Annotated in this window: 14 protein-coding genes; 2 read left to right on the top strand and 12 right to left on the bottom strand. The window is 42.4% G+C overall.

Features of this window, described 5'->3' with window-relative positions; translation table 11 throughout:
- Window positions 1-84 precede the first annotated feature (84 nt).
- The 11 genes from FHW88_RS29115 to FHW88_RS29065 form a co-directional block, all read right to left on the bottom strand.
- Complete coding sequence (locus FHW88_RS29115; protein ID WP_175489947.1) at window positions 85-2778, bottom strand: sigma 54-interacting transcriptional regulator; 2694 nt, start codon at window positions 2776-2778, stop codon at window positions 85-87.
- Window positions 2779-3158: 380 nt separating this feature from the next.
- Window positions 3159-4193: an alpha/beta hydrolase gene (locus tag FHW88_RS29110; protein WP_176628994.1), complete on the bottom strand. Its 1035-nt coding sequence runs from the start codon at window positions 4191-4193 to the stop codon at window positions 3159-3161.
- A gap of 179 nt (window positions 4194-4372) precedes the next feature.
- Window positions 4373-5164 carry an alpha/beta fold hydrolase gene (locus FHW88_RS29105; RefSeq protein ID WP_176628993.1) on the bottom strand — a complete coding sequence of 264 codons (792 nt, stop codon included), beginning with the start codon at window positions 5162-5164 and terminating at the stop codon, window positions 4373-4375.
- A 193-nt stretch (window positions 5165-5357) separates the two neighbouring features.
- Window positions 5358-5870, bottom strand: coding sequence for a Dps family protein (locus tag FHW88_RS29100; RefSeq protein WP_218117333.1), 513 nt, complete (start codon window positions 5868-5870; stop codon window positions 5358-5360).
- A gap of 43 nt (window positions 5871-5913) precedes the next feature.
- Entirely contained in the window at window positions 5914-7956 is a 2043-nt protein-coding gene (locus tag FHW88_RS29095; RefSeq protein WP_176628992.1) for a ferritin-like domain-containing protein, read from the bottom strand.
- A gap of 120 nt (window positions 7957-8076) precedes the next feature.
- Entirely contained in the window at window positions 8077-9552 is a 1476-nt protein-coding gene (locus FHW88_RS29090) for a PLP-dependent aminotransferase family protein (protein WP_090525879.1), read from the bottom strand.
- 268 nt (window positions 9553-9820) lie between these two features.
- Window positions 9821-10576, bottom strand: coding sequence for an SDR family oxidoreductase (locus FHW88_RS29085; protein ID WP_090525880.1), 756 nt, complete (start codon window positions 10574-10576; stop codon window positions 9821-9823).
- A gap of 51 nt (window positions 10577-10627) precedes the next feature.
- The gene (locus tag FHW88_RS29080) at window positions 10628-10978 is read right to left on the bottom strand and encodes a Spx/MgsR family RNA polymerase-binding regulatory protein (RefSeq protein WP_090525881.1); all 351 of its coding nucleotides are present in this window, start codon (window positions 10976-10978) and stop codon (window positions 10628-10630) included.
- A gap of 35 nt (window positions 10979-11013) precedes the next feature.
- A complete protein-coding gene (locus FHW88_RS29075; protein ID WP_090525882.1) occupies window positions 11014-11442 on the bottom strand; it encodes a cupin domain-containing protein in 429 nt (142 codons plus the stop codon).
- Between the two features lie 180 nt (window positions 11443-11622).
- Window positions 11623-13929, bottom strand: coding sequence for a sensor histidine kinase (locus FHW88_RS29070; RefSeq protein ID WP_176628991.1), 2307 nt, complete (start codon window positions 13927-13929; stop codon window positions 11623-11625).
- 157 nt (window positions 13930-14086) lie between these two features.
- Window positions 14087-15193: a sigma-54 interaction domain-containing protein gene (locus FHW88_RS29065; RefSeq protein ID WP_176628990.1), complete on the bottom strand. Its 1107-nt coding sequence runs from the start codon at window positions 15191-15193 to the stop codon at window positions 14087-14089.
- Between the two features lie 401 nt (window positions 15194-15594).
- Between FHW88_RS29065 and FHW88_RS29060 the strand changes: the two genes are divergently transcribed.
- Window positions 15595-17517 (top strand): sigma 54-interacting transcriptional regulator, encoded by a 1923-nt coding sequence (locus FHW88_RS29060; protein ID WP_218117332.1) that lies wholly within the window; start codon window positions 15595-15597, stop codon window positions 17515-17517.
- Between the two features lie 310 nt (window positions 17518-17827).
- Entirely contained in the window at window positions 17828-20155 is a 2328-nt protein-coding gene (locus tag FHW88_RS29055) for a histidine kinase dimerization/phosphoacceptor domain -containing protein (RefSeq protein WP_176628988.1), read from the top strand.
- 693 nt (window positions 20156-20848) lie between these two features.
- On the opposite strand, the gene FHW88_RS29050 is transcribed toward FHW88_RS29055, so the two are convergent.
- Window positions 20849-22996: a TIM-barrel domain-containing protein gene (locus FHW88_RS29050; RefSeq protein ID WP_176628987.1), complete on the bottom strand. Its 2148-nt coding sequence runs from the start codon at window positions 22994-22996 to the stop codon at window positions 20849-20851.
- Window position 22997 lies beyond the last annotated feature (1 nt).

Below are 22997 nucleotides of genomic sequence, written 5' to 3'. Positions count from 1 at the left end.
GAACAATAAACAACAACCACCTTCCACCGCACACCTAATACAGCGGATTAAAAAGTACTTTAACGATATTGCGAGCAATCGCTGTCAGGAGGCTTGCGACAAATAATCCGTTTTGGAGATCTTCAGCTTTTTCATTTTAGCATGTAAGGTAGTTGAAGGCGTACCCAACACATCCGCAGCCCCGCCTGATCCTGCTATTTTCCCCCCGCATATTTTGAGTGTTTGAATGATGTGGGCACGCTCAATTTCTTCGAGCGTTTGATTAACTGACAGGTCTTTTCCAAAACGGGTTTTAGGTAGGTAGATCTCCCTCAACGTGCTGCCGTTGGTTAACAAAACGCTTCGCTCCAGCAGGTGCTCAAGCTCCCTGACATTACCTGGCCATTGGTAACTTTTCAGCTCCTGCATTACTTTGGCTGATATAGATGTCACTTTTATGCCGGTATTTTTACAGTGGCGGGCAAGGAAGTAATTGGCCAGCGGAGCTATATCCGCAATCCGTTTGCGCAAAGGCGGCAGACTGATGGGGAAAACATTAAGCCGGTAATAAAGGTCGGCCCTGAACCGGCCTGCATTTACTTCTTCTTCCAGGTTGCGGTTGGTGGCCGCTATGATCCGTACATCAACCTTAATGGTAGTTTTACCGCCTATCCGCTCAAATTCGCGCTCCTGAATAACCCGCAGTAGTTTTACCTGCAATTCTAAAGGCAACTCGCCTATCTCATCTAAAAACAAAGTGCTGTTATGCGCCTGTTCAAATTTACCGATCCGCCTTTCAAGCGCGCCGGTAAATGCGCCTCTTTCATGGCCGAAAAGTTCGCTTTCAATCAGGTTGGCAGGAAGAGCGGCACAGTTAACTTTTACCATTAACTTATCCTTTCGCGGTGAGCTTTTGTGAACTCCCCGTGCTACTAATTCCTTGCCTGTCCCGGTTTCGCCCATCAGCAATACCGTTGAATTTGTTTTGGCTACAATCGACATCAACTGATAAACCTGTTGCATTTCAGGGCCGCTACCAACAATTTCGGCAGAATTATAAATGGTGTTTATCTGTTCTTTCAGGTGATCGTTTTCAACCTCCAGCATACTTTTATAGGTAATAAGCTGCTCGTTAACCAATACATTCGAAATAGCGGTAGAGATCTGCGCGCAAATTCCTTTCAATATGGCAAGGTTAACCACATCCGTTTCCATAAAAAGAATGCCGAGATCTTTACTTCCTGTTCGTAATGCTACACCAATCATTTTCCGCAGCCCCATATCGCTCCAGGTACGAACGTATTGTGGAACTACCGGGCGCCTCATTTCCTGATCGGTGATAAAAAGAATTGGTTCGGTGCTCCGCAACACCTTATCCTGTATCCCATCCTTAATATCAAACCTGGTCGCGATCATTTGCTTAAACCCCGGGGCATTTTTAAAAGTAGTAGTGCTGTCATAAACATACGAACTGGTTGTCCCCCCCTCGTTATCGATAAGCCTAATGATATAGCCCTTTACCGAGCTTAGCTTTTTTACCGCCTTTTCTACAGCTACAGAAAAATCGTGTTTGCTGCGCACTGCAGCGATATCATGGCTAAAATCCAACAGGAAAGATTTTTCTCTTTCCTTATTCATGATCTCCTCGTTGGCAGCAATGTTACTTGCCGCCGTAAATAACTGACTGGAAATACGTTCAACAATATTCAATGCCGCAGCATCAAATGTTCCCTTTTTGTCAGCAAATAAAATAAGGCTTAACTCAAGTTCGGTTTTACCGGGCAGCAAGTTGATCACCATTTCGCGGGCACCGGCAGCATAGTTTAGTTTAAACCAGAGCGGAACTTTATTGAGATCAAAAGTAGTCATATCAAGCACCACAGGGCCATCACAGCCCGATGCTGCGCTATAAATGCCATCATTAACCGGATTTGCGCTCTCAAGGGCTGCAACGTGCCGGGGGAATTTTTTCGTGGGCGAATCTGGATCAGTTACATATACACTGTAGTTTTCTCCTGCCTCATCGAGGATGGTCATTACATTATGTGTAAACTTTACAAGCTTTTTAAGGCCGGTATTAACAACGGTAAGTAAATCTTTTCTATGCCGTACGGTTGCCAGGTTATTGCTTATATCCAGTAAAACCTCATTTACCCACTCTTTAAATTCAATTTCTTCATTTATTTTAATGTTTGATACCGCGCTGGAAAGCTGGGAGCTTATCATCGATATGAAAGCCTTAAAATCGTCAGAAAAAGCCCCGATACGGTCTGAATACATCAAAACATGCCCGATAGTTTCCATTTTACTTTTTAGCGGAACTATCATTGCTTCTTTTATCCCGCATTCGTAATTCACTTTTAAAAAGCCGGGAATACCGGGTTTATGTATAATATCGTCCAATAAAAATGATACCGGCATATCAGAACCATGCGCCTGGCTTATAAACGGATCGTCAAGAAAAAAACGTGAGGCGAGCAATGACGGCAACTCGTCACGATGCTTGATCTGTAGCGCCTCCCTGTCAATTAAAAAAGGATAATAGGTTTGCTGCTGCTTATCAACCAGTGATACAACCGCGTGTGTAAAGTAAAACAGGCTTTTAAGCCTTGATGAAAAAACCGTAATTAAATCTATCTTGGTTCTTACCTGGGTGATATCATTACTTAACTCCAGCAATACCTCCTTCTCATTTTCATAACACCGCACGTGCTTTTTAAGTACTTTGAGAAAATTCTTTTTGTCTGTCAACTGATTTTCGAAATCATCAATCACTGTTAAAAATCCTGGCTTTTCCATTTTGTAACAATTGGGGTAAAAAGGCACCAACGCAGATTTTACCGCGCCCATGGTACAGGCCGGCAAAACCAACAATCATAAAAAATGCAGTGGCGGATTCAATTTTAAGCGATTTGCGCTATAGCAATACCTTCCCGTCTCTTAACCGGCGTTAGCTTGACCTCTAACATTACGATATTTCCTAAAACATGCCGTTATCCTATTGCATAGTATTGCTATCAAATCCCTCCGCACCGAACACTCCCACTACTCGCATTTACAGTTGATTGACAATCGACCTTCCGGAATTGGACATAACCGATAACTTTTTCCGAAACAGGCTTAAAAAGTAACGCCCCCGGTTATCCCGGAGGCGTTACTTTTGATAAGATTATAGTTGACTATTTAAGTGCCTTTTTAATCTCGGATGCCACCTGTAACATCGCGGCCCGTGTGCCGGGAACATTGGCAATTGGGTTAAGCAAACCAAAATCGTGGATCATACCATTGTAACGTACCGACGTTACTGTCACACCCGCTTCATCAAGTTTGCGGGCGTAAGCTTCGCCCTCGTCACGCAGCACATCGTTTTCGGCTACTAAAATGAATGCCGGCGGCAGGCCTTTTAACTGTGCGGTGGTTGCCTGTAACGGTGACGCGTAGATCTGTTTGCGTTCATTAGGATCGGTAGTGTAATTATCCCAAAACCATTGCATCATTTTTTTGGTAAGGAAACGCTGGGTAGCGAACTGATTGTACGATCCGGTTTCGAAATTGGCATCTGTAACCGGCCACATCATCACTTGCAACTTAATTTGAGGGCCTTTTTTATCTTTTGCCATGAGGGCTACTGCTGCGGTCATGTTGCCGCCAACGCTATTGCCTACTACTGCCAATCGTTTACCGTCTACCCCTATTTGCAATCCGTTTGCCGCAACCCATTGAAGAGCGGTGTATTCCTGGTTGATAGCAGTAGGATAATGAGCTTCGGGTGATGGCGTATAGTTTACAAATACCGCCGCCGCACCTGAGTTAACCACCAGGTCGCGTACCAAACGTTTATGGGTAGGAAAATCGCCCAACACCCAGCCGCCTCCGTGTATGAATAGAAATACCGGCAATATCCCTTTGGCCTTAGCTGGTTTAACCACGTTTAAAACAAGAATACCGCCTTCGGCCGTAATTGTTTTCTGCGTTACCTTGATGTCTGAATAATCGAACTTTACAGATTCCTGGGCACCTGTAAGTACGGCCCTTGCTTCTACTGGACTAAGCTCTTCAATTGGCTTACCTTTGCCGGCGTTCAAAACTTTTAAATACGCTTTGATATTACTTTCAATATGCCGGTCCTGTGCCGGATCAATAGTTTGCGCGTCAACTTTACCGCAAACAGCTACCGCAAAAAGGGCGGTTAAAATTGTAATTTTTGTCTTCATTTTTTTGAGTTAGTGTATGAGTTTAACACCACAAAATTACCTTGACTCCTTATGACACTCAATGCACATACGGCTAAAAGCAATGGACTTTTTTCCCTATGGAAGGCGAATCAACTCAACAAAAAAGCCCCGTCGCTTTGCGCTCCGGGGCAATAACAAATGTCTACTAATTAAAACAACTATTTTTTCTCCGAGGCGGCGATGATCACCTTGCCTACAGCATCCGGGTGCGACATAAAAATCACATGGCTTCCTTTGATTTCAGTGACGCGTGTATTTGAACGTTTGTACATTTTACGTTCAATTTCAGGGTTGATACTTTTATCTTCGGTTGCTACGATGCCATAAGTTGGCTTAGTTTTCCAGGCAGCATCCGCCACGGCGGTCTCAAAGCTTCCGCCAAAAATAGGTTCCTGCGAGGCAAACATAAAATCGGTTTCGGCCTGGCTTAAATCGCCTGCAAAACCGCCATGAAATTTGGCTTTATCATAGTAAACAAAACCTTTTTCATCCGGAGGTAAAATACCGTATTCAGGCAAAGTTGGCGCGGTTGCAGCCCATTGTAAAGTATTTTCACCTTTATCAGGCTGATATGCTGCAACGTAAACAAGACTGGCAACTTTTGGATGCATACCTGCTTCGGTAATCACCACCCCACCCCATGAGTGGCCCACTAAAATAACCGGGCCATCCTGCTTATCGAGAATACGGATGGTAGCATCCACATCATCTTTGAGCGAAGTAAGTGGAATTTGCACGGCCGTAACATGGTAACCTTTTTTAGTAAGAATCTCGAAAACACCTTTCCAACCCGAGCCGTCGGCAAAAGCGCCGTGTACAAGTACTACGTTTTTGATCTTGTCCTGCGCATTTGATAAAACTGGCGACAGTAGTAAAAAGCTTAACACAAATGCCGTAATAAACCTCCGGCCCATACTTAATTTTGATTTGTTTGATTGTTCCATTTTCATAGTTAATTTTTTTTAACAAAGGTATTTTGGCTTCAAAAGCTCATCAATGGACAAAGAGGCGCTACTAATGGACATTTTTCCCTTTCGATTCTACCACTCCGAAAAAATTGATTTGATCAGATGATTTCAGAAAACAACGGGCAAAAAAATAGCGGGATGTTCTCCCGCTATAAAACAATAAATCGTTGTAAATCTACTTTGTTAGATGAGCCCTTAGCATCCAGGCCATTTCTTCGTGTGTTTCTAAAAGCGCGGTAAGGTAATCGCTCGAGCCCATGTCCTGGTATTTTTCGGCAAAGGGGGTAATGTTACCGCGCAGAAACATGATGATGCTTTCATGATCGGCTAACAGCTCCTTGACATATCCCTGACTGTTGTTTCTATTTTCGAGCTTTTCGGTTAAATGAGTAAGCTGTAAAAACTGGGTTAATGTGGCCGGGGCATAGTGACCAATTTTACGCATCCGCTCCGCAACACCATCAACCACCTCTTCAAGCTGCTGATATTGCGATTCAAAAAATACGTGAACCGTGTGAAAGTCGGCACCCTCAATGTTCCAGTGTGCGTTTCTGGTTTTGGTATACAGGATAAATTCGTCGGCCAATAGTTTTGCCAGTTCGTCAGACACAGCCTTTCTGCCTGCATCATTAATTCCAATGTTTGTTTTTATGTTGATATAATTGTTATTTTTTGTTGGTTGGTTCATAGTTATCCCGCCAGGCAATGGCTTTATTTATTGCTATTGATCTTTAGTTTTTATCATCAGTAAAATTGTTATACCAGTGCGTGCCATCACAAAACGGTTTATTTTTTGAGCCTCCGCAGCGGCACAGGGTATAATGTTCTTTCGATGCTCCTTCCAAAAAATCGGCATCCAGTTTTATGCTTCCTTTTACACGGTACGGTCCATTTTTTGAAACTGTAATAGTAGGTTCGTTAATTACCGGTAAGTTCAGCTTAGGGTTGGCAAAACTGAAACTTAATGCTCCCGATGGGCACCTTTTAGTTTGCTGACTGATCCTTTCACCGCTGGCTGCCGTTTGATCAACAAAAGGTTCTTTTCCCAGCCTGAATACTTCGGGCAATTCATCAGTACAAAAACCCGAGTGCTGGCAGATACCACGGTTATCGCATACGGTAAAATCGGTTGCGGGATATTTATCCAACCGATCAGGCGTTCGGCCGGATAATTTACTGCTATCAAAACCTATGCGGGCATGGGTGCCATCACAAAACGGTTTATTTGCCGAACCGCCGCAACGGCATAATGCCATTTGAGGCTCTGCAAGTAGCCTCTCGCCTTTTGAATTAAGCAGATTACTTACACCTTTTACCAGGTACGGCCCGTTGGTGGATGGATTAATCTCAGGCTCAAGTTTTGCAGGATCAACGAACTCAACCTTCGGGATAATTTTTTGCGCCTGCGCGGTTTTTTTTATAAAAAGCTCAGAGAGTGCCTGTAGGGCCGCAGATGCTTCTTTCACCTCTGGTGGGGATGTTTTTTGCTCGGCTAAGGCGGTGGCTTCTTTGGCAAGGTTAAAAAGCCGCTCACAGAAAAACACCCATGCTGATTCTTTATGCGGCAGCAACGTAATATCCCTATTGTAACCAAACCCAGGGCCGGCCATTAACGCGGCATTTGCCGGATCACCGAGAGGCATTTTGGCAAGCGCCTCGCCCATTGGGCGAATTACGGTAGTCATTATCCGCAGTGTAGCACGGGATAGCATTTCCAGCTCTTCCTCAGTTTCATCGCTGTGGGCAAAAAAGCGGAGTAACATTTGCAACATGGTATCATAACTCATGTTAAAGATATCGGCCGCGCAATGCGTATCCTCATCAAGGATTAACGTGCCTCCGGTAGCATCGTCATAAAACCGGGTCATGGGGTTTGAGGCCATTTTCCTCACGGGATCGAATACTGTATTCGTATTCGCTCCTTTTTCCATTTCGCTGATGTATTGCTTCCTGATGGTATCAAAGATCTCAAAATGGCAATCAGGGTGCTGTTGTGTTGGTGCTTCTCCCTGCTCCACAATCATTTCAATAGCCTGCAAGGCAGATTCCCTGTTTACTACGGAGATCAGCTTTCCGCTCAAGTCGACATAACGGGCATTGGCCTGCGCCTCCCTCGGGCCGATAAACAATACATCTTCAGGGATACATTTAAAGCCCGATGCTACCTTGTGATAAAACTCTCCAACAGTTGTAAAATCAATTTCATAAGGTTCCTGGAATTTAAAGGCTTCGGAGCCGAAGCGGGCTATCAATTCAGGTTCGGCTTTAAAATGCCGGGGCTTTAATTCGGCATATTCCAATTCCTGTTCTCTTACAACTTTATTACGCAGTTCATCATATTGAGCATGTACAACGGGTTCAAGTACGCCTTCTTCCGGTAGTTCAAATATCACCAGCCGCTCAATTGTAGCAAGCGAAAATGGCTCAAGAGTTAACTTAATGCCGAATGGAAAAGCGGATACAGGTAAAGGAAAATTGGCCCTTTTAAAATTAGGTGCACCACCTATTGCAGTGAGCATGTTGTTAACCTGGGCAAGGTGCAGCATTTCTTCTACCGCTACCATGGCTAATTTTCGCTTCCAGGTTTTTACCATGGTAAGTTGCTCTTCAGTCATTCCCCCTTCATCAAGGTTCGATTTTAGCGAATATGCTGCATAGAGATATACACAGGCCAGGCCATGTTCCAGTTCGGATGCCCGCGAGAGCAAATAAATAAGTTCCTCTCTGCTTTCTACGTCTTTAACTGCCGATTCACGGTGAGTTGGATTATTCATATTTTAGATGTTTTAATGAGCAAAATTATTGAGGGCCGACCTGCCTGAAGGGGACCAGATGGGCCCCCTCCAGGTAATCCAGGCTTTGGCAACGACGGGGGCTTCATTCATCGTCATAATTCAAGAACAGGAAGTTAATTTCACCAGGATATCCACGGCTTTTGAAATCTCCTCTTCAGAGAGTGATGCAAACCCAAACCGGATCCCGTTATCATTCGGGTTGCCGGCTAGCCTGAACGGCATGCCAATCATACAAAGCCCGGCATGGGCGGCATCATTAATTATTTTATTTACAGGATATTGCCGCTTAAACCTAAGCCATATAGCCATGCCGCCAAGCGGCCGGGTAAACTCAACTGCGTGCGATAGTTTTTTGGTAAGCAGATCACAAATAAAGTCACAGCGCCGGGCGTATAATTTGTTCGACCGGTTAATATGCCGCACTAGATCACCATTAATGATCATCTGCGCCAGCATAAATTCAATAAAGGTATCCCCTCTTAAATCAATCAAACGCTTCAGATCCGTCGCTTTTTTTACGATATCGGGCGCGGCTATCATATAGCCCACCCTTATTGAAGGCGCAAGCAGTTTTGTAAACGATCCAATATAGATTATTTTACCGCCATGAGGGCTGCTGGCCAATGGAAGGATAGGATTATTGGTATAATGAAAATCGTAACCATAATCATCCTCAATTACATAAAACCTGTACCGTTCAATCAGTTGAAGCAATTGCTGCCTCCTCTCGGCCGACATGGTTATGGTTGTAGGATGATGCAGATGAGGAACAATGTAAAGCATTTTTACAGGCGACTTTTTCAGGATCTGTTCCAGTTGATCCAAAGCCGGCCCTTCTGCATCTATTCCTATTTTTGAAATGTGAGCGCCGGTGTTTTCAATGATCTCGTCGGCATAGCGGTAATTGGGTTCCGTGACCACTACATGATCACCTTTGGCTAATAATACCGTAGCCGCTATATAAATGGCCATCTGCGCTCCGCGGGTAATCACCAGATCATCCTTCCTGATATTTAAGCCCCTGGTTTCGTTTAAAAACAAAGCAGTTGCTTCTTTAAGCAACGGCAGGCCACCCTGATCCCTCAAACACATTAATTGCTTAATTCTGGCACTGGTGGCCTTATCCCGGTATACTTTACTGATCTCGTTAAAAGGCGCAAGTTCCGGATCTGGATAGCCATCATTAACTACAATATCCCAACTTTTGGTTGTCCGGTGCTCTGGCTGTGATCCCCCTTGTAAGGCCAGGTTTCTTGCAGTCATGTTATCGCAGGAAGAAAAAGAATTTGGTGGCTGAAACGACCGTGGTTTGATTATTGGAAGCTCGGGCGTTACCCTGTAGCCCTTCCTATCTACTGACTCTATCCAATCTTCCGTCATCAGCTCTTCGTAGGCATTTATAATCGTTTTACGGTTAACGGTGATAAATTCGGCCATTTGCCGGGTGCCCGGGAAGAATGTACCAGGCGGAATTAAGCCTTCCCTTATCAGGCTTATCAGGCGATTGGTAATTTGCCTGTAAACAGGGAGCTGGTTTTGCTTATCGATAACAATCAGGTTGTGGTAAGGAAGCATCTTATTTTGTAATTAAATTTGTTTGCTGCCCTACTGAAAAACCCGATTCAAAAGCTTGCCAAGGCAGGGCATTGCACTTTCACAACCCACATACCAGATATCAATTATTTAAAAATCAACAACTTATCAAAATAAACAACATCAAACCACTCCATATTTGGTGCCAAGGCACTCTCTTACACTATATAAAGCGGATATTTTGTCAAAACAAAAACGCCCGTCACTTTGATGATGACGAGCGCTCAAACCATAAAACAAAAAAGATAAACTATGCCTTTTTAGGCTGGTTCATGTACCAATTTTCGAAGTTGATATTAAAGATCTTAGCATCTTTACCCGGCACCAGCATACCGTCATTTAATTCTACACCATAATAACTTGCATGTACATCAGCAACAACTTTACGAGGATCTCCATTTTTAGTTAAATACATCTGAACAAGATCTGATAGGTTGAACTTATCCGGCCCGGCTATTTCAACAATTTTATTCAATGGCTCCATCAATGCTACTTTAGCAACCGCAGTGGCTACATCGGCAGACGCAATTGGTTGAATATGTGCCGGCGACAGGCGGACAGTATCTCCTTCAGTTGCAGCATTGGCAATCCCGCTTAAAAATTCAAAAAACTGAGTTGAGTGGATAATTGAATATGGAACACCTGATGCTTTGATCAAATCCTCCTGTGCCTGTTTAGCACGGAAATATCCGCTATCCTGCAAACGATCTGTCCCAACAACTGATAACGCCAGGTGATGCTTAACGCCCGCAGCAATTTCGGCTGTAAGCAGGTTTTTGCCCGATGTTTTGAAAAACTCCATAACCGCGGCATCTTCAAACGAGGGCGAATTTGCTACATCAATTACAACATCTGTTCCGTTCAAAACCTCGGCAACACCTTCGTCGGTTACGGTATTTACGCCGGTTGCCGGTGAAGCCGCTATAACTTCATGACCTTGCTCTGTAAGTTTATTTACAACCTGCGAACCTATCAGTCCGCTGCCGCCTATTACTACTATTTTCATAATTTGTATTTTTAATGGCCGGTAAAGGCCGTTTTATAATTCTGTTATTTATTAATTGTGCAGAAAATGATCCTGGTAAATATCTTCATCAAAGCCAAACAAAAGAAAATCTCCGTCTTCAATAACCGGGCGTTTGATAATACACGGCTCTTCGACCAGTAATGCGAGCGCGTTTTCAGCCGTTTTTATTGAAGCTCTAACTTCAACCGGCAATTTTTTCCAAGTGAGGCTTTTGGTATTGACAAATGTGGAATAACCAGCTTTTGCATCCCAGACTTTGAGTTTATCCGACGAAATGCCTTGTGTTTTAAAATTCTGAAATTCAAAACCTACATTGTGTGCTTTTAGCCAGGCTAAAGCCTGGCGCGTGCGTATGCAGGTGGTTAAACCGTAAACTTTCATAAAGTTTGCTTGTTATTGATGAGGTTATTCCTTAATTATTTTGCAGCGGTTATGAACGGCAATTCTTTTGGGCCGATGAAATAAACCAATAGCTTGGCCTCTTCGGTTTTGCTCATATTTTTGCTTTCGGCATGTAAACCGTTAGGGTCTTCCCAAAATGCTTCGCCCTGTTTGTAAATATGGGTTTTGCCATTAAAAGTTGAAGATATATTTCCTTGTAATACATAGGCGATAGTAGGGATCGGGTGTCTGTGAGCTCCGGATACTTCGCCGGGTGCAAACTTCACAATCACCATTTTAACCTCCTGGCTTTTGATTTGAGGTGTAGTAATGATCCTTTTAAAAATAACTTCAGGTTCGTACTGTGTAACATTTACGTTTGCACATTTGGGGTCCTTTTTTGCCTGGGCATTAACGCCTAAAGCTGCACAGAACGCCAATAAGGTTAAACTTATTTTTTTCATAATAGAATAATTATACCCAAACCCGTTATTGAGTTTGTAAGGCAAAATTATACCGTATATAAAGGCTTAAACTGGTCCAGAGATCAGCCTTGAGAGGGACCAGGCAGCATTGCCCGGAAGTGGAGATAAGGAAATTAACTAAATATGTAAAAGAAACGGTAATTGAAACGAAACGCCATTTTACAATAGCGAAACCTCGCTGCCGGGTAATACAGCAGATGACTTTTCAACTTTGAATTGTATGGTCACAACAACTCCCCGGTTGCTTTTAATATCAAAGCTGCCACCCAACTGCTTACTGAGGGCCTTCATCATTTCCATACCCAATGAGGAGGTTTCGGCGAGTTCAAAATCAGGAGGCAGGCCCTTTCCGTTGTCTGTAACACTAAGCGTAATTGTATCCGGCGGTGATAAAAGTGCTTTAATAAAAATCTCTCCCCCATCTTGATCAAATGCATATTTAATACTATTGGTAATGGCCTCGTTTAATATCAGGCCCATAGGTACAGCCTGTGATATATCCAGGCTTACAGCATCCAGTTCTTCTCTGAATTTAATTCTTCGCCTGTTGCAATCGTAGCTGGTGTTCAGATATCGGGCCAAATCGTTAATATAATCGGCCATTACAATAGTCGCCACATTACTTTTATTATATAGCTTTTGATGGATAATAGAAATGGCCTGTACCCGGTTCCGGCTATCCTGTATCGCCTCGATGGCATCGGTATTTTGCAGATATGCCGATTGCGTGTACAATAAGCTCATCACTATTTGCAAGTTGTTTTTAACACGGTGGTGTACCTCCCGAAGCAGCCACTCTTTTTCTATAAGCAGGTCTTCTTGCCGTTTCAATAAATCATCCTTATCAGCAAGTAGTTTTTCTTTTTCTGAAAGTAGGGCTGACAGTATATGGTTTTGCCTGTCAATCTCTTGCTGTTTAATTTGCAGGCGTACATTGCTCCGTTGTTTGCCGCGATAGGCAATATATATCACAACCGCAAACACTACCGAAATAAGTACCCCGGCAAACGTGATATTTCTTTGCCGGTTAACTTTTTCCAGCTTGCCTTTTTGTATCTGCGCATTATTATTGAGGCTCTGAATGGTTTTATCTTTTTTAATAGAATTATAGTTGGCTTCTAATTCGTTAATTTGTTTAACCGTGGCGGCATTAGTGAGCGAATCTTTCATGCGCCTCATATATTGAAACCCCTTCAACGCGACATCAAAATTCCCCTCGGCCGAATCAATTTTATATTTATACCCGGAGATAATTATCCGTGAAGGGGTCGATAATCTTTTTAAGGGCAGGGTTTGAAGATATTTCAACTCATCCAATAGTTTTGTCCACTGTTTTGTTTGAATGAAATGCTGAGGAAGTGCGTCGTAATTTTCAACAAATCTGTCTACTGCATAAAACAGCGGATCATCATTAAGCGTACCATATAGCTTACCAAATACTTTTCTAAATGCTGGCACCTGTTTTTCTGCTTCCTCATTCCGGTTAAGAAAATTGTACAGTTGCATTTTTCTTGCAACATACTTACTTTGTTCTCCGAGGGTTTGGCTTGGAAATTTTTTTGGTGTTTCGCTTAAATAAGTAAGGGCAGTACGATATTTTTTTTTCGTTATACAACAACCAATAGCCCCGTCAATAGCACTGTAATAATAATTTTGGTTTCTTATTTTAAGCGCTAATTCGGCCCCTTTTATAAAATATGGTAATGCTACACTGTCCTTATTGTTCTTCCTGTATGACAATGCTACAGCAATATTAAAAAAAGAAGCATCATAGTCGCTCCTACGCACGTCGGCATCACAACTGTTTATACATTCAATACGGGTAAGTAATTCTTTTTGAAGCTGATCTTTACGCGAGTATACTTCGGCTAGGAGGTAGTAACCGTAATAAATCCTCGGAAACTTCATAGCCTTATAGTCCTGTATTACAATGAGCATCTCTTTTTCCGCTTTGTCAAGCCGTCCTTCGTTTAGGTCGGCATCTGCAATTTTGCCGAGGGCGTCGGCTATTTTAAGGCGGTCTGTTCCCTTTTTATAAAGCTCATACGCCTTATTATAACATTTTGCGCGTGTAGCAAGCAGGCGTTTATCATTAAAAGATAAATTGTTTCCATACAAGGTCCAGTATTCAGCTTCTTTTGAATAGTTACTTGTTTTATGGTAATAGCCGGTTATCTGGTTAAATAATGAGTCGGCAGCTTTGAAATCCTCCTGCTCAATAAATGTTAGTGCCTTTTCAAACAAAGCACGGTGCAGAAAATCGGTCGATCCTATTGCCTGGCTCAACGTTATTGCCGAGTTAAAATAAGTACGGGCAGTATCAAGGTTTTTTAGATCCCAAACAGGCTTCTCCTTAAAATGTCGCCCCAACTTTATTAGCGCGACGATCCGGTTAGTATCCTTTTTAGTTTTGTTGAGTTCGGTTGTTAAAGTTTTGAAATCCTGGGCATAAGCAAATAGCGACAAACAGCAAAGTAAAAACAGAATAAAAGAATGTCGTATCGCTGAATGCTTCATGAAAATCTACTATAATGCACCGGGATGTAGTAAACCCTAAACAAATGTTTAGCGCTAAAAGTAGCTATTTTTCATGATCCGAAGCAGGCAATACCTAAACTTATGTTTATGCTTTTTGCGGAAAATAATCCTGCTTACCAATATTGAGCTTTTTCATTTTGGCATGTAGTGTAGTTGGCGGTACACCCAGCCATTCGGCCGCACCACCTTCGCCGGCAATTTTACCGCCGCATTTTTTTAATACCGCAATGATATGGCACCGCTCAACATCAATAAGTGTTTTGTTTTTGAAAATGTCCTGATCACCAATGTTTTTGTTTGTATCATTCGGCAAGCAAACCTCTCGTAATACACTATCGTCAGATAGCAGGATACTTCTTTCAATCAGGTGTTCCAGTTGCCTCACATTTCCGGGCCATGAATAGCTTTTGAGTTGCTGCAGTGCTTTATTAGATATGAAACTGATTTTTTTACCGGTTAATTTGCAATAACGAAGCAGGAAAAAGTTTGCCAGTTCGGCAATGTCCTCCTGTCTTTCTCTTAACGGCGGCAAGCATATCGGGAAAACATTGAGGCGATAGTACAGGTCTGCCCTAAAACGATGCGCGTCAACCTCCTCCTCCAGATCGCGGTTGGTAGCTGCAATGATCCGGACATCAACTTTTATGGTTGTTTTCCCTCCAACCCTTTCAAACTCCCGCTCCTGGATCGCACGTAATAATTTAACCTGCAACTCCAACGGAAGTTCGCCAATTTCGTCAAGGAAAATGGTACCCTGATGGGCCAGCTCAAATTTGCCAATTCTACGGTCCATGGCTCCTGTAAATGCTCCTCTTTCGTGACCAAAAAGTTCGCTTTCTATTAGGTTTGCCGGTAGTGCCGCGCAATTAACAGTCACCATCGGTCTATTTTTTCTGGATGATGACAGGTGGATCCCCCTTGCAATAACTTCCTTTCCCGTACCTGTTTCGCCGAGCAGCAAAACTGTTGAATTACTTGGCGCAACCATGTTCATCAGCCTATACAATTTTTGCATCTCGGTGCTGTTGCCAATAATGCCGGGATATTGATTGTTGAAGACAGAGCCCCGCGCCGGACGATTTGTACCCGTATTTGCGCCCGAATCAATCAGGATACCTTGAGGTAAGTCAAACTGTAAATTCAGGTTCTGCATTTTGGCTTCCGGTTTGGATGTTATTCTTTCAGTGATCATTCCAATTTTATTTAGGGAGATTTCATTACAACTGCTTCGAATTTTATGCCACAGCCATAACAATTAAAAAAAGAACATTTTACCTTGTTAGCCGACGATATATCGGCGCTTTCGTTTTTTTGTGAATCTTATTTCGTCGGTTTACATTGCGAGTATCGGGCACTTAACGATGGGCGCTCTTATAAAATTCGCCGAAGATTCTCAAATACCTTAGTTTTCAGGACACATTTGGCAGATTATTAAAATAGGCCGAAATTGTATCATGTTATTTTGACCGCGGCACACGTATTGGATAGGATGTTTCATAACTAAAAGACTATTTAGCTAAATTTTCCTGGTCGAAAGAGTTTCGTTAAGGAGAATGGCATTGTGAAATAGCTTTATTTTTGCATAATATATTGATGAAGAAAATACTGATAGTAGAAGACGAATCTCTTGTAGGGCATCATTTAAAACTGATCTTAACATCGGCCGGATATAAAGTTACAGGCATATCAGAGTCAGTTAATGAGGCATTATCTTCTATCGACGAACAAAAGCCCGACCTGGTATTGCTTGACATTCACCTGAAAGGTGCACTAAACGGCATTGATCTTGCCAGGAAACTTACTGAACGGAATATGGCTTTTGTATACCTCACCGCAAACTTTCAAGGCACCTTATTGGAAGAAGCCAAATCAACAATGCCATTCGGTTTTATAGTTAAGCCATTCCGTGAGGACGACTTGCTCACTACGCTTGATGTTGCTTTTTACCGGCATCAAAACAGTATTGAATCAAGCAGGCAGCAAGAAATGGAACTGAACCAAAAGCTGAAAGATATCCGTAATTATGACGGCGATAAGGTGCAAAAACTATTGCGGCTCGCCGATAAGCTGCAGGCATATGTGCCGTTTGATTACCTTAATTTCATACTCAAAAACGCAAATATCCCAAGCATCACCAGCGTTGGTTTTTTAAGGATAGGCTTTGATGAATACCAGGTGCTTGGAGAACAGGAGTTGGTGAATGTAACCGGCACAGATCATGCCACGCTGAATAACATCTATACCTCGTTACCAGCTGTAAACAGAGCAAAATACTTTAATGATGAGGAAGTTGATCACCTTTGCAATCAAAATCCCTTGAGCAAACTAATCGCCGATACCTATGACTTCGAATCAGCGTTGTTTTTTCCAATTTTGCAAGACAACTCAACCTTAATAAGATACGAGTTTTACTGCCGAAGAAACAATACCTATGGCCAACAGCATATTGCATTATTAAGCCGTTTGATTAACGTTTTGGGTAGCGTGCTTGAAAATGACAGGCAAAAGATCACTGCAGATCAACAGCCTTCAGTTCCCTCCGCCGAACCAGTATCGTTTAAAGAGCGTACCCGCGATTTTGACGGCATTGTTGGGCAAAGCCGCCCTATGCTAACTGTACTTGATCATATCAATACTATTTCGCCACTTGATACCTCAGTACTTATTCTTGGTGAAAGCGGCACCGGTAAGGAAAGAGTAGCTAAAAGCATCCATTCGCTATCGGCCAGGTCGGGCAAGCCTTTGGTGGTTGTTAATTGCGCGGCACTACCGGCCAACCTTATCGAAAGCGAGCTTTTTGGGCATGAAAAGGGTGCCTTTACCGGTGCTCTTGAAAAACGGACCGGTAAATTTGAAATGGCCAACGGCGGCACAATTTTCCTGGATGAGATAGGCGAACTGCCGATAGACCTACAAGTAAAGCTGCTTCGTGTATTGCAGGAACAGGAAATTGAACGTCTTGGCGGTAAGGGGCCTATAAAAATTGATGTTAGGATCATAGCTGCTACTAACCGCGATCTGGAAAAAGAAATGGAAGAAGGGCGTTTTAGGCTCGACTTATATTATCGCCTCTTTGTATTCCCTATCATTATCCCTTCTTTAAGGGAAAGAATTGACGATATACCTGCGCTCACTGATCATTTCATCTCGCACTTTTCAAAAAAATATAAAAGACAAATTAACGGGATCTCTCCCGAAGCGATGGCCCAAATGCTTGATTACGCATGGCCTGGGAATGTCAGGGAACTGGAGCATTTTATTGAAAGAACTATACTATTGTCAAAAACCTCAATTATAGAACAGGTTTTATTGCCCAAGCAGCCAGGTAATAAAACAAGCCTTGAACCCCAGGCAAGCACAAGAATGAAAACTATCGATGAAAATGAAAGGGACTATATCATAACCGTGCTAAAAAATTGCAACGGCCGAATAAGGGGTGCTGGCGGTGCCGCCGCGGTAATGGGACTACCTCCTACTACTCTTCATTCAAAAATGAAACGACTGGGTATTAAGTAGCCCAACTCCTTTTTCATAATATCACCGGAGTTATTACAATCTACAATAATCCGGATATCTATACCGACTACATATCGGACGGTGCTCTAAGTCCCGTCCGATATATCGCCTGCTTTGCATTCCAAACAAAAGACAAACAATTGATTTTCAAAACCTTATCCAGATGGCACAATCTTTCGTTTCCTGTATTTCATCTTAAGAGATGAGATGCCGGAAACTGAAACTATAATTAACTGATCCGCACCGGTATTAACACCCTTTTGAATAGCTATAACTCAAAAAAACTTTAGTTAAACCACATATCACGACGATGAAAAGGCTTGCCATTTGCATTTTTTTGATAAGCTACGCCTTCGTCGCCGGTGCCCAAAATGTAGTAAAACTGCTCGAAAAGCTTAATAAAACGAGGAAGGACACCAACCGTATCAACATGCAGCTTCAATTAGCCCGGCATTATTTGTACAAACCAGGCAGACCGCATACAGACATGGACAGCGCCGTATATTATATAACCCAGGCCGAAATGCTTAGTAAAACTATCCATGCCACAGCGTACCTGGATAGCGTGGTTTTTATTAAAGGAGAACTCGCTATAGAACAGAACAATTTGAGCCTGGCAAATCAAATTTTTACAGAAGCTGCTAACCATTATCAAACACATCGTCAACCATTAAAAGAAGCTAATGTATGGCGTTATTTTGCAAACCACATGCCTGCGTCAGATAAGGCTAAAACTGATAATAAACTAAAAATCCATAATAAGGCTTACGAAATTTATTTAAAAAACGGGTTCAAACTTCAGGCGGCTGATGAACAGTTCGATATCGCGTTAACTTATCAAAACGCCAATCAATTTGATAAGGCTGAGCAATATTATATTCTGGTAATCAAACAATTTGAGCTGTTAAAAAGCCCCCGAATTGCCGAGGCTTATTATAACCTTGCCGATACCTATTACAGAAAAGGCGATATGCCGAAAGAATTACTTGCCCGCATAAACTGCGTAAACGCTTATGAGGCCAACTCCAAACACGATACTTATTGGGGGCAGTATTATTATTTTACTTTAGGCGTTGCTTACTATAATAAACGGCAGTTTGGGCAAGCGCTCGTTTATCATCAAAAGTGCGTAGACATTGCAGCAAAGCTAAATGCTCATGAGATATATAACCTTGGTGTTCATGAAATACTTACCTGTTATATTAACTTAAAAAAATATCAAACAGCCATTGTCTATCTCAAAAAGACTTATCAAAAATTCCCTCAAAAAACAGTGATTGAGGAAAGCATGTTTCTTTCGGCCGAGATGAAGCTGTACAATCATACGAAGAACAACGCAAGTGCCGAAAAAATGATCCCAAGATTTAAAAAAATCCTTTTGCTGGTTCGTGACGGTATACCCGAGGAGAGCAAGAAAAATTATTACGCCATGGATAATTTTATTGCTACTTATGATCCGCTACCAAAGCATTACCTGCTAACCAGGCAATGGTTTAAACTGGCTAATGAGTTAACGATGCTGGAAGCGCTGCCCACCGGTAAGATGTCGGTGCTCTCAAAAATGACCATATATCAGCATAGGTTCAAGGTCGATTCGGCTAAAGGCGAATTTCTTGCAGCGCTAAAGGGCTTTCAGCGGATCAAAATTATAAAAGACTCCCTTACCAATATTGCAACGAGCAAGCAAATCAGTGAGCTTGAAACGAAATATTTATCAGTACAAAAGGATAAAAAGATCCAGGAACTCAACAACCAGTCAGCAATTCAAAAAAACAACCTTGAAAAAATTCACCAACAGCGAAATATCACTTTAGCGGGTGTATTGATAGGCTTTTTATTGGCCGGAATATTATACTTCGCTTACCGAAGCAAGCAACGAAGCAACTTTAAGCTAAAAAACAAACAAAAAGAGATCAATATCCAAAACACTTCGCTCTCTTTCCTTCTGAACGAAAAAGAAAAACTGCTTCAGGATAAAGACAATTTATTAGGGCGTCAACAGGATTTGCTTACTGAAAAAGAATGGTTGCTCCGCGAGGTTCATCACCGGGTTAAAAATAACCTGCAAATTGTGATGAGCTTACTGTATACACAGTCGGCATATTTGCAAAACACCGACGCCAGAGATGCCATAAGGGACAGCCAAAACCGGGTGCAGGCTATTTCTATCATCCACCAAAAGCTTTATAGTAAAAGCAATGTGGCAACTATTGTAATGGCTGATTATATCACCGATTTAATTAGATATCTCTACACCTGCTATGATTGCGGACATCGCAAAATCAGATTTAAAGAAAACCTTGATCAAGTGAATCTTGATATATCACAGGCCGTACCTATGGGCCTTATATTGAATGAGGCTATCACCAACAGCATTAAATATGCATTTGATAAAACCGGAGGCGAGATACTTATTAATGCGAAGCTGTCGGCACCGGAAACCATCGCCTTGCTTATTAGTGACAATGGCAAAGGGCTTCCTTCGAATTTTGACTTAACAGAGACATCATCCTTAGGAATGGAGATGATGAAAGCACTTAGCAAACAACTGGGCGGAACCTTTGAGATTAAAAATGGGCCTGGAGTAAACGTGCTTGTAATTTTTAAAGTTGAAAGACAAATGAGGATAGTGTCTTGATAATATGCCGATCAATTTTTTTAACGCAAATTCATTTCATCCAAAAGCGTCAAAAGTGGAATAAGGGGTTCGATTGAGATCCCTCCGGCAACTTAAGGAGGTGAACAGAATTATCTGTCTCCTTTTTTATTAAATACAAACTACTGATAATAAATGAATTACATACACAATTTAAGTCTCAAAACAGGTTCTACGTTTCCACTAAAAATCCAAATCTTTAGACCAATAATGAAAAAACTCTACTAAAGTAACTGCGAGGTTGATAAAAAATTCGAATTCCCATCAAGGTTACTTTCTATAGAATCTCTTTGAGTTGCTTCGTTACTGCAAGGTCTGGCAATAAGATAAAGAAAATCTAATATTACTATTGCATCCTCATCCTGTACATTGATGCCATTAGCTTTTTAAATTTTTATTGCTTAGCTAGTCGAGACTTTTCTAATCGAGAAATTCTTTGGTGCTTTATATGTTATGGTTTCCATTTGCAAATCGATAATGTGTTCATCATAAAGTCGTCTATTCCTCCGTCTGCTGCCAAATTACAGATCTGCCGTATTAAATCAATGACCGATTATTTGCGGCCCTCCATTTTGCAGCGTGATATCAAACTCCAAACCAAGTTCAAATAAGCCTAACCAATTGATTCCAAACCACTATCATTAACAAAAGGCTATTTACCACTTTAATAACTTATTAATCGGTCATGGATTTAAAGGTTATTTTTTCAATATTATCAGGTTTGCCTTTTAGGGCGGGAGAGATAGAACCAATTAATTTCCCATTCTTTTTAATGGCAGTAATCTTGCGGAATGAATAGTTGCCTTTTTCGTAATCAAATGTTTCACCGTCATCATCATATAATGAATAAACACCGGGCTTGTTGCCATAATACCTGATCTCGAGATCTACCTTCTGTCCTGCTTTTGGCGCATGCAGCATTGCAGGCATCATAGGTATAATTCCACCATCCTTAACATACACAGGAATTTTATCCAGGCCCGGCTCAACGCTAATCACTTCACCTCCGCCTGCATATTTCCCGGTATAAAAGTCATACCATTTGCCTTTGGGTAGTATTACCTTTCGGCTGGTTTCACCCGCAAATACGGGCGCTACCAATAAATATTCGCCGGCCATATACTGATCTTTAACTTCTTTGGTTATGGCTTCTTCATATGGGTTCTCTTCCAGGTTTATCTGTTTCTTTTCAGTTTTGGCCTCTGAAACTCCAAAGCCGTCTTCCATATACATAGCCCTGAAAGGCGGGATCCCTGCAAAATGATATTTAGCAAATTCGCTGTACCAGTATGGCATCATTTGCATCCGCAGGTTCGCCATAGCTTTTACCTGCTCAGCAACTTCAGGAAACGACCACGGTTTAGTACCACTTGCCCATGCATTGATCATGGCCATCGGCGAAAACACGTTTGATTGGAACCTGCGCAGCCACTCCTCTCCTGTTTTGGATGATCGTACTTCTGGCGTCCATAATACACCGGCAAAACCGCTGTTTACCAGCGCTGTGATAAAATCGCGGTGATCATAGTAATCATTATAGATAACATAAGGGAATGATGCACCGCCACCGTTTGATGCACGCACCAGGCCGAATGTACGCTGGTTGCGCTGATGATAAATCTCGTTTGTATAACGCTGCATCATTAACCCATAGGTTTGGCGCATTTGCTCTGCAGCATGACCGGACGGGAAAACAGCTACATCGGGCCATAAGTAATTGTCGCCCCCGTCAACCTCATCCATTTTATACCCGCTGACGCCTATATCTATTTTTCCTTTTTCCAGTTCGCCGAAGAAGATTTTACGCGCTTCGGGCATACTGATGTCTGGTACGATGCCGTTCCAAACGGTATGTGAACCGCTATAGGGTAAAATACTTTTATAAAGGGGTGCTTGTGGCGACACATAGGGATTAGTCCACAAATTAAGCCTGATATTCTTTTTCAGCATATTCTGAACCAAAGCTTTTGGGTCAGGGAACCGGCTTTGATCCCATTCAAAAGTGCAAGGGTACGATTTACTTTGCCAACCAGGTTCAAGCCCTATAAAATCAAGCGGGTACCCCTTTTCTTCAAATGCCTTTGCTTCTTCTTCAACTCCGTGCGCGTCGGTTAAACGCTGCATGCGTTGAGTAAAGCCCAGCCCCCAACGCGGTAGCAAGCAGCCTCCGCCATTTAGTAAATTATAGCGCCTCACGGCATCCAGCATGGTTGGCCCGGCAAATACATAAATCTCGGTACCGGCAGCAGGTACCAGTATTTCAACCCCATCTGAATACGGGTGCGAGCTCCATGATTTATCCAGGTTACGGTCTTTCACTTCAGGCGGAGTTTTGCTGTCGCGATTCACAGCTGTGCCCGCGTATACGTTGAGATACCTTGCTGAATTAATAAACACGCCATAACCTTTTGATGATACGTAAAATGGCGTCGGCGCATGTGTACGACCATTATCCTTACCTGCATAATTATCAACATGAAGGGTAAGCACCTTTCCCCGTTGAAATACGGTTTGAAAATTTAAACCGAACCCGAACAGCTGTTCCTTCTTTTCGAGAGGAAACCTAAGGTAAGTTTTACCATCCTTTACCTGGCCGGTAATTTCCTCCTGCGGTAAGGGAAAACCGGCCGCAGGCATTTGCTGTAAGCCGGCATGATAAGGTGCTGCGCCTGAAGCTTTCAACAGGTCAAACTCCTCGGGCTTGCCGATTATACCTTCCCAAATGCCTGGTTCTATCTCCGTCCAACTTATTGATTGCGCATGGAGTGATGCAGCAAAACTTAAAAACAAAACAAACAGCAAACAGTATTTTAAATTTTTCATG

Origin of the sequence: Mucilaginibacter sp. SG538B, from assembly GCF_013376065.1 — a bacterium.
Taxonomy (GTDB): domain Bacteria; phylum Bacteroidota; class Bacteroidia; order Sphingobacteriales; family Sphingobacteriaceae; genus Mucilaginibacter; species Mucilaginibacter rubeus.
Note: the sequence above shows the minus strand (reverse complement) of the source record. Positions and strands in the feature narration are given on the sequence as shown.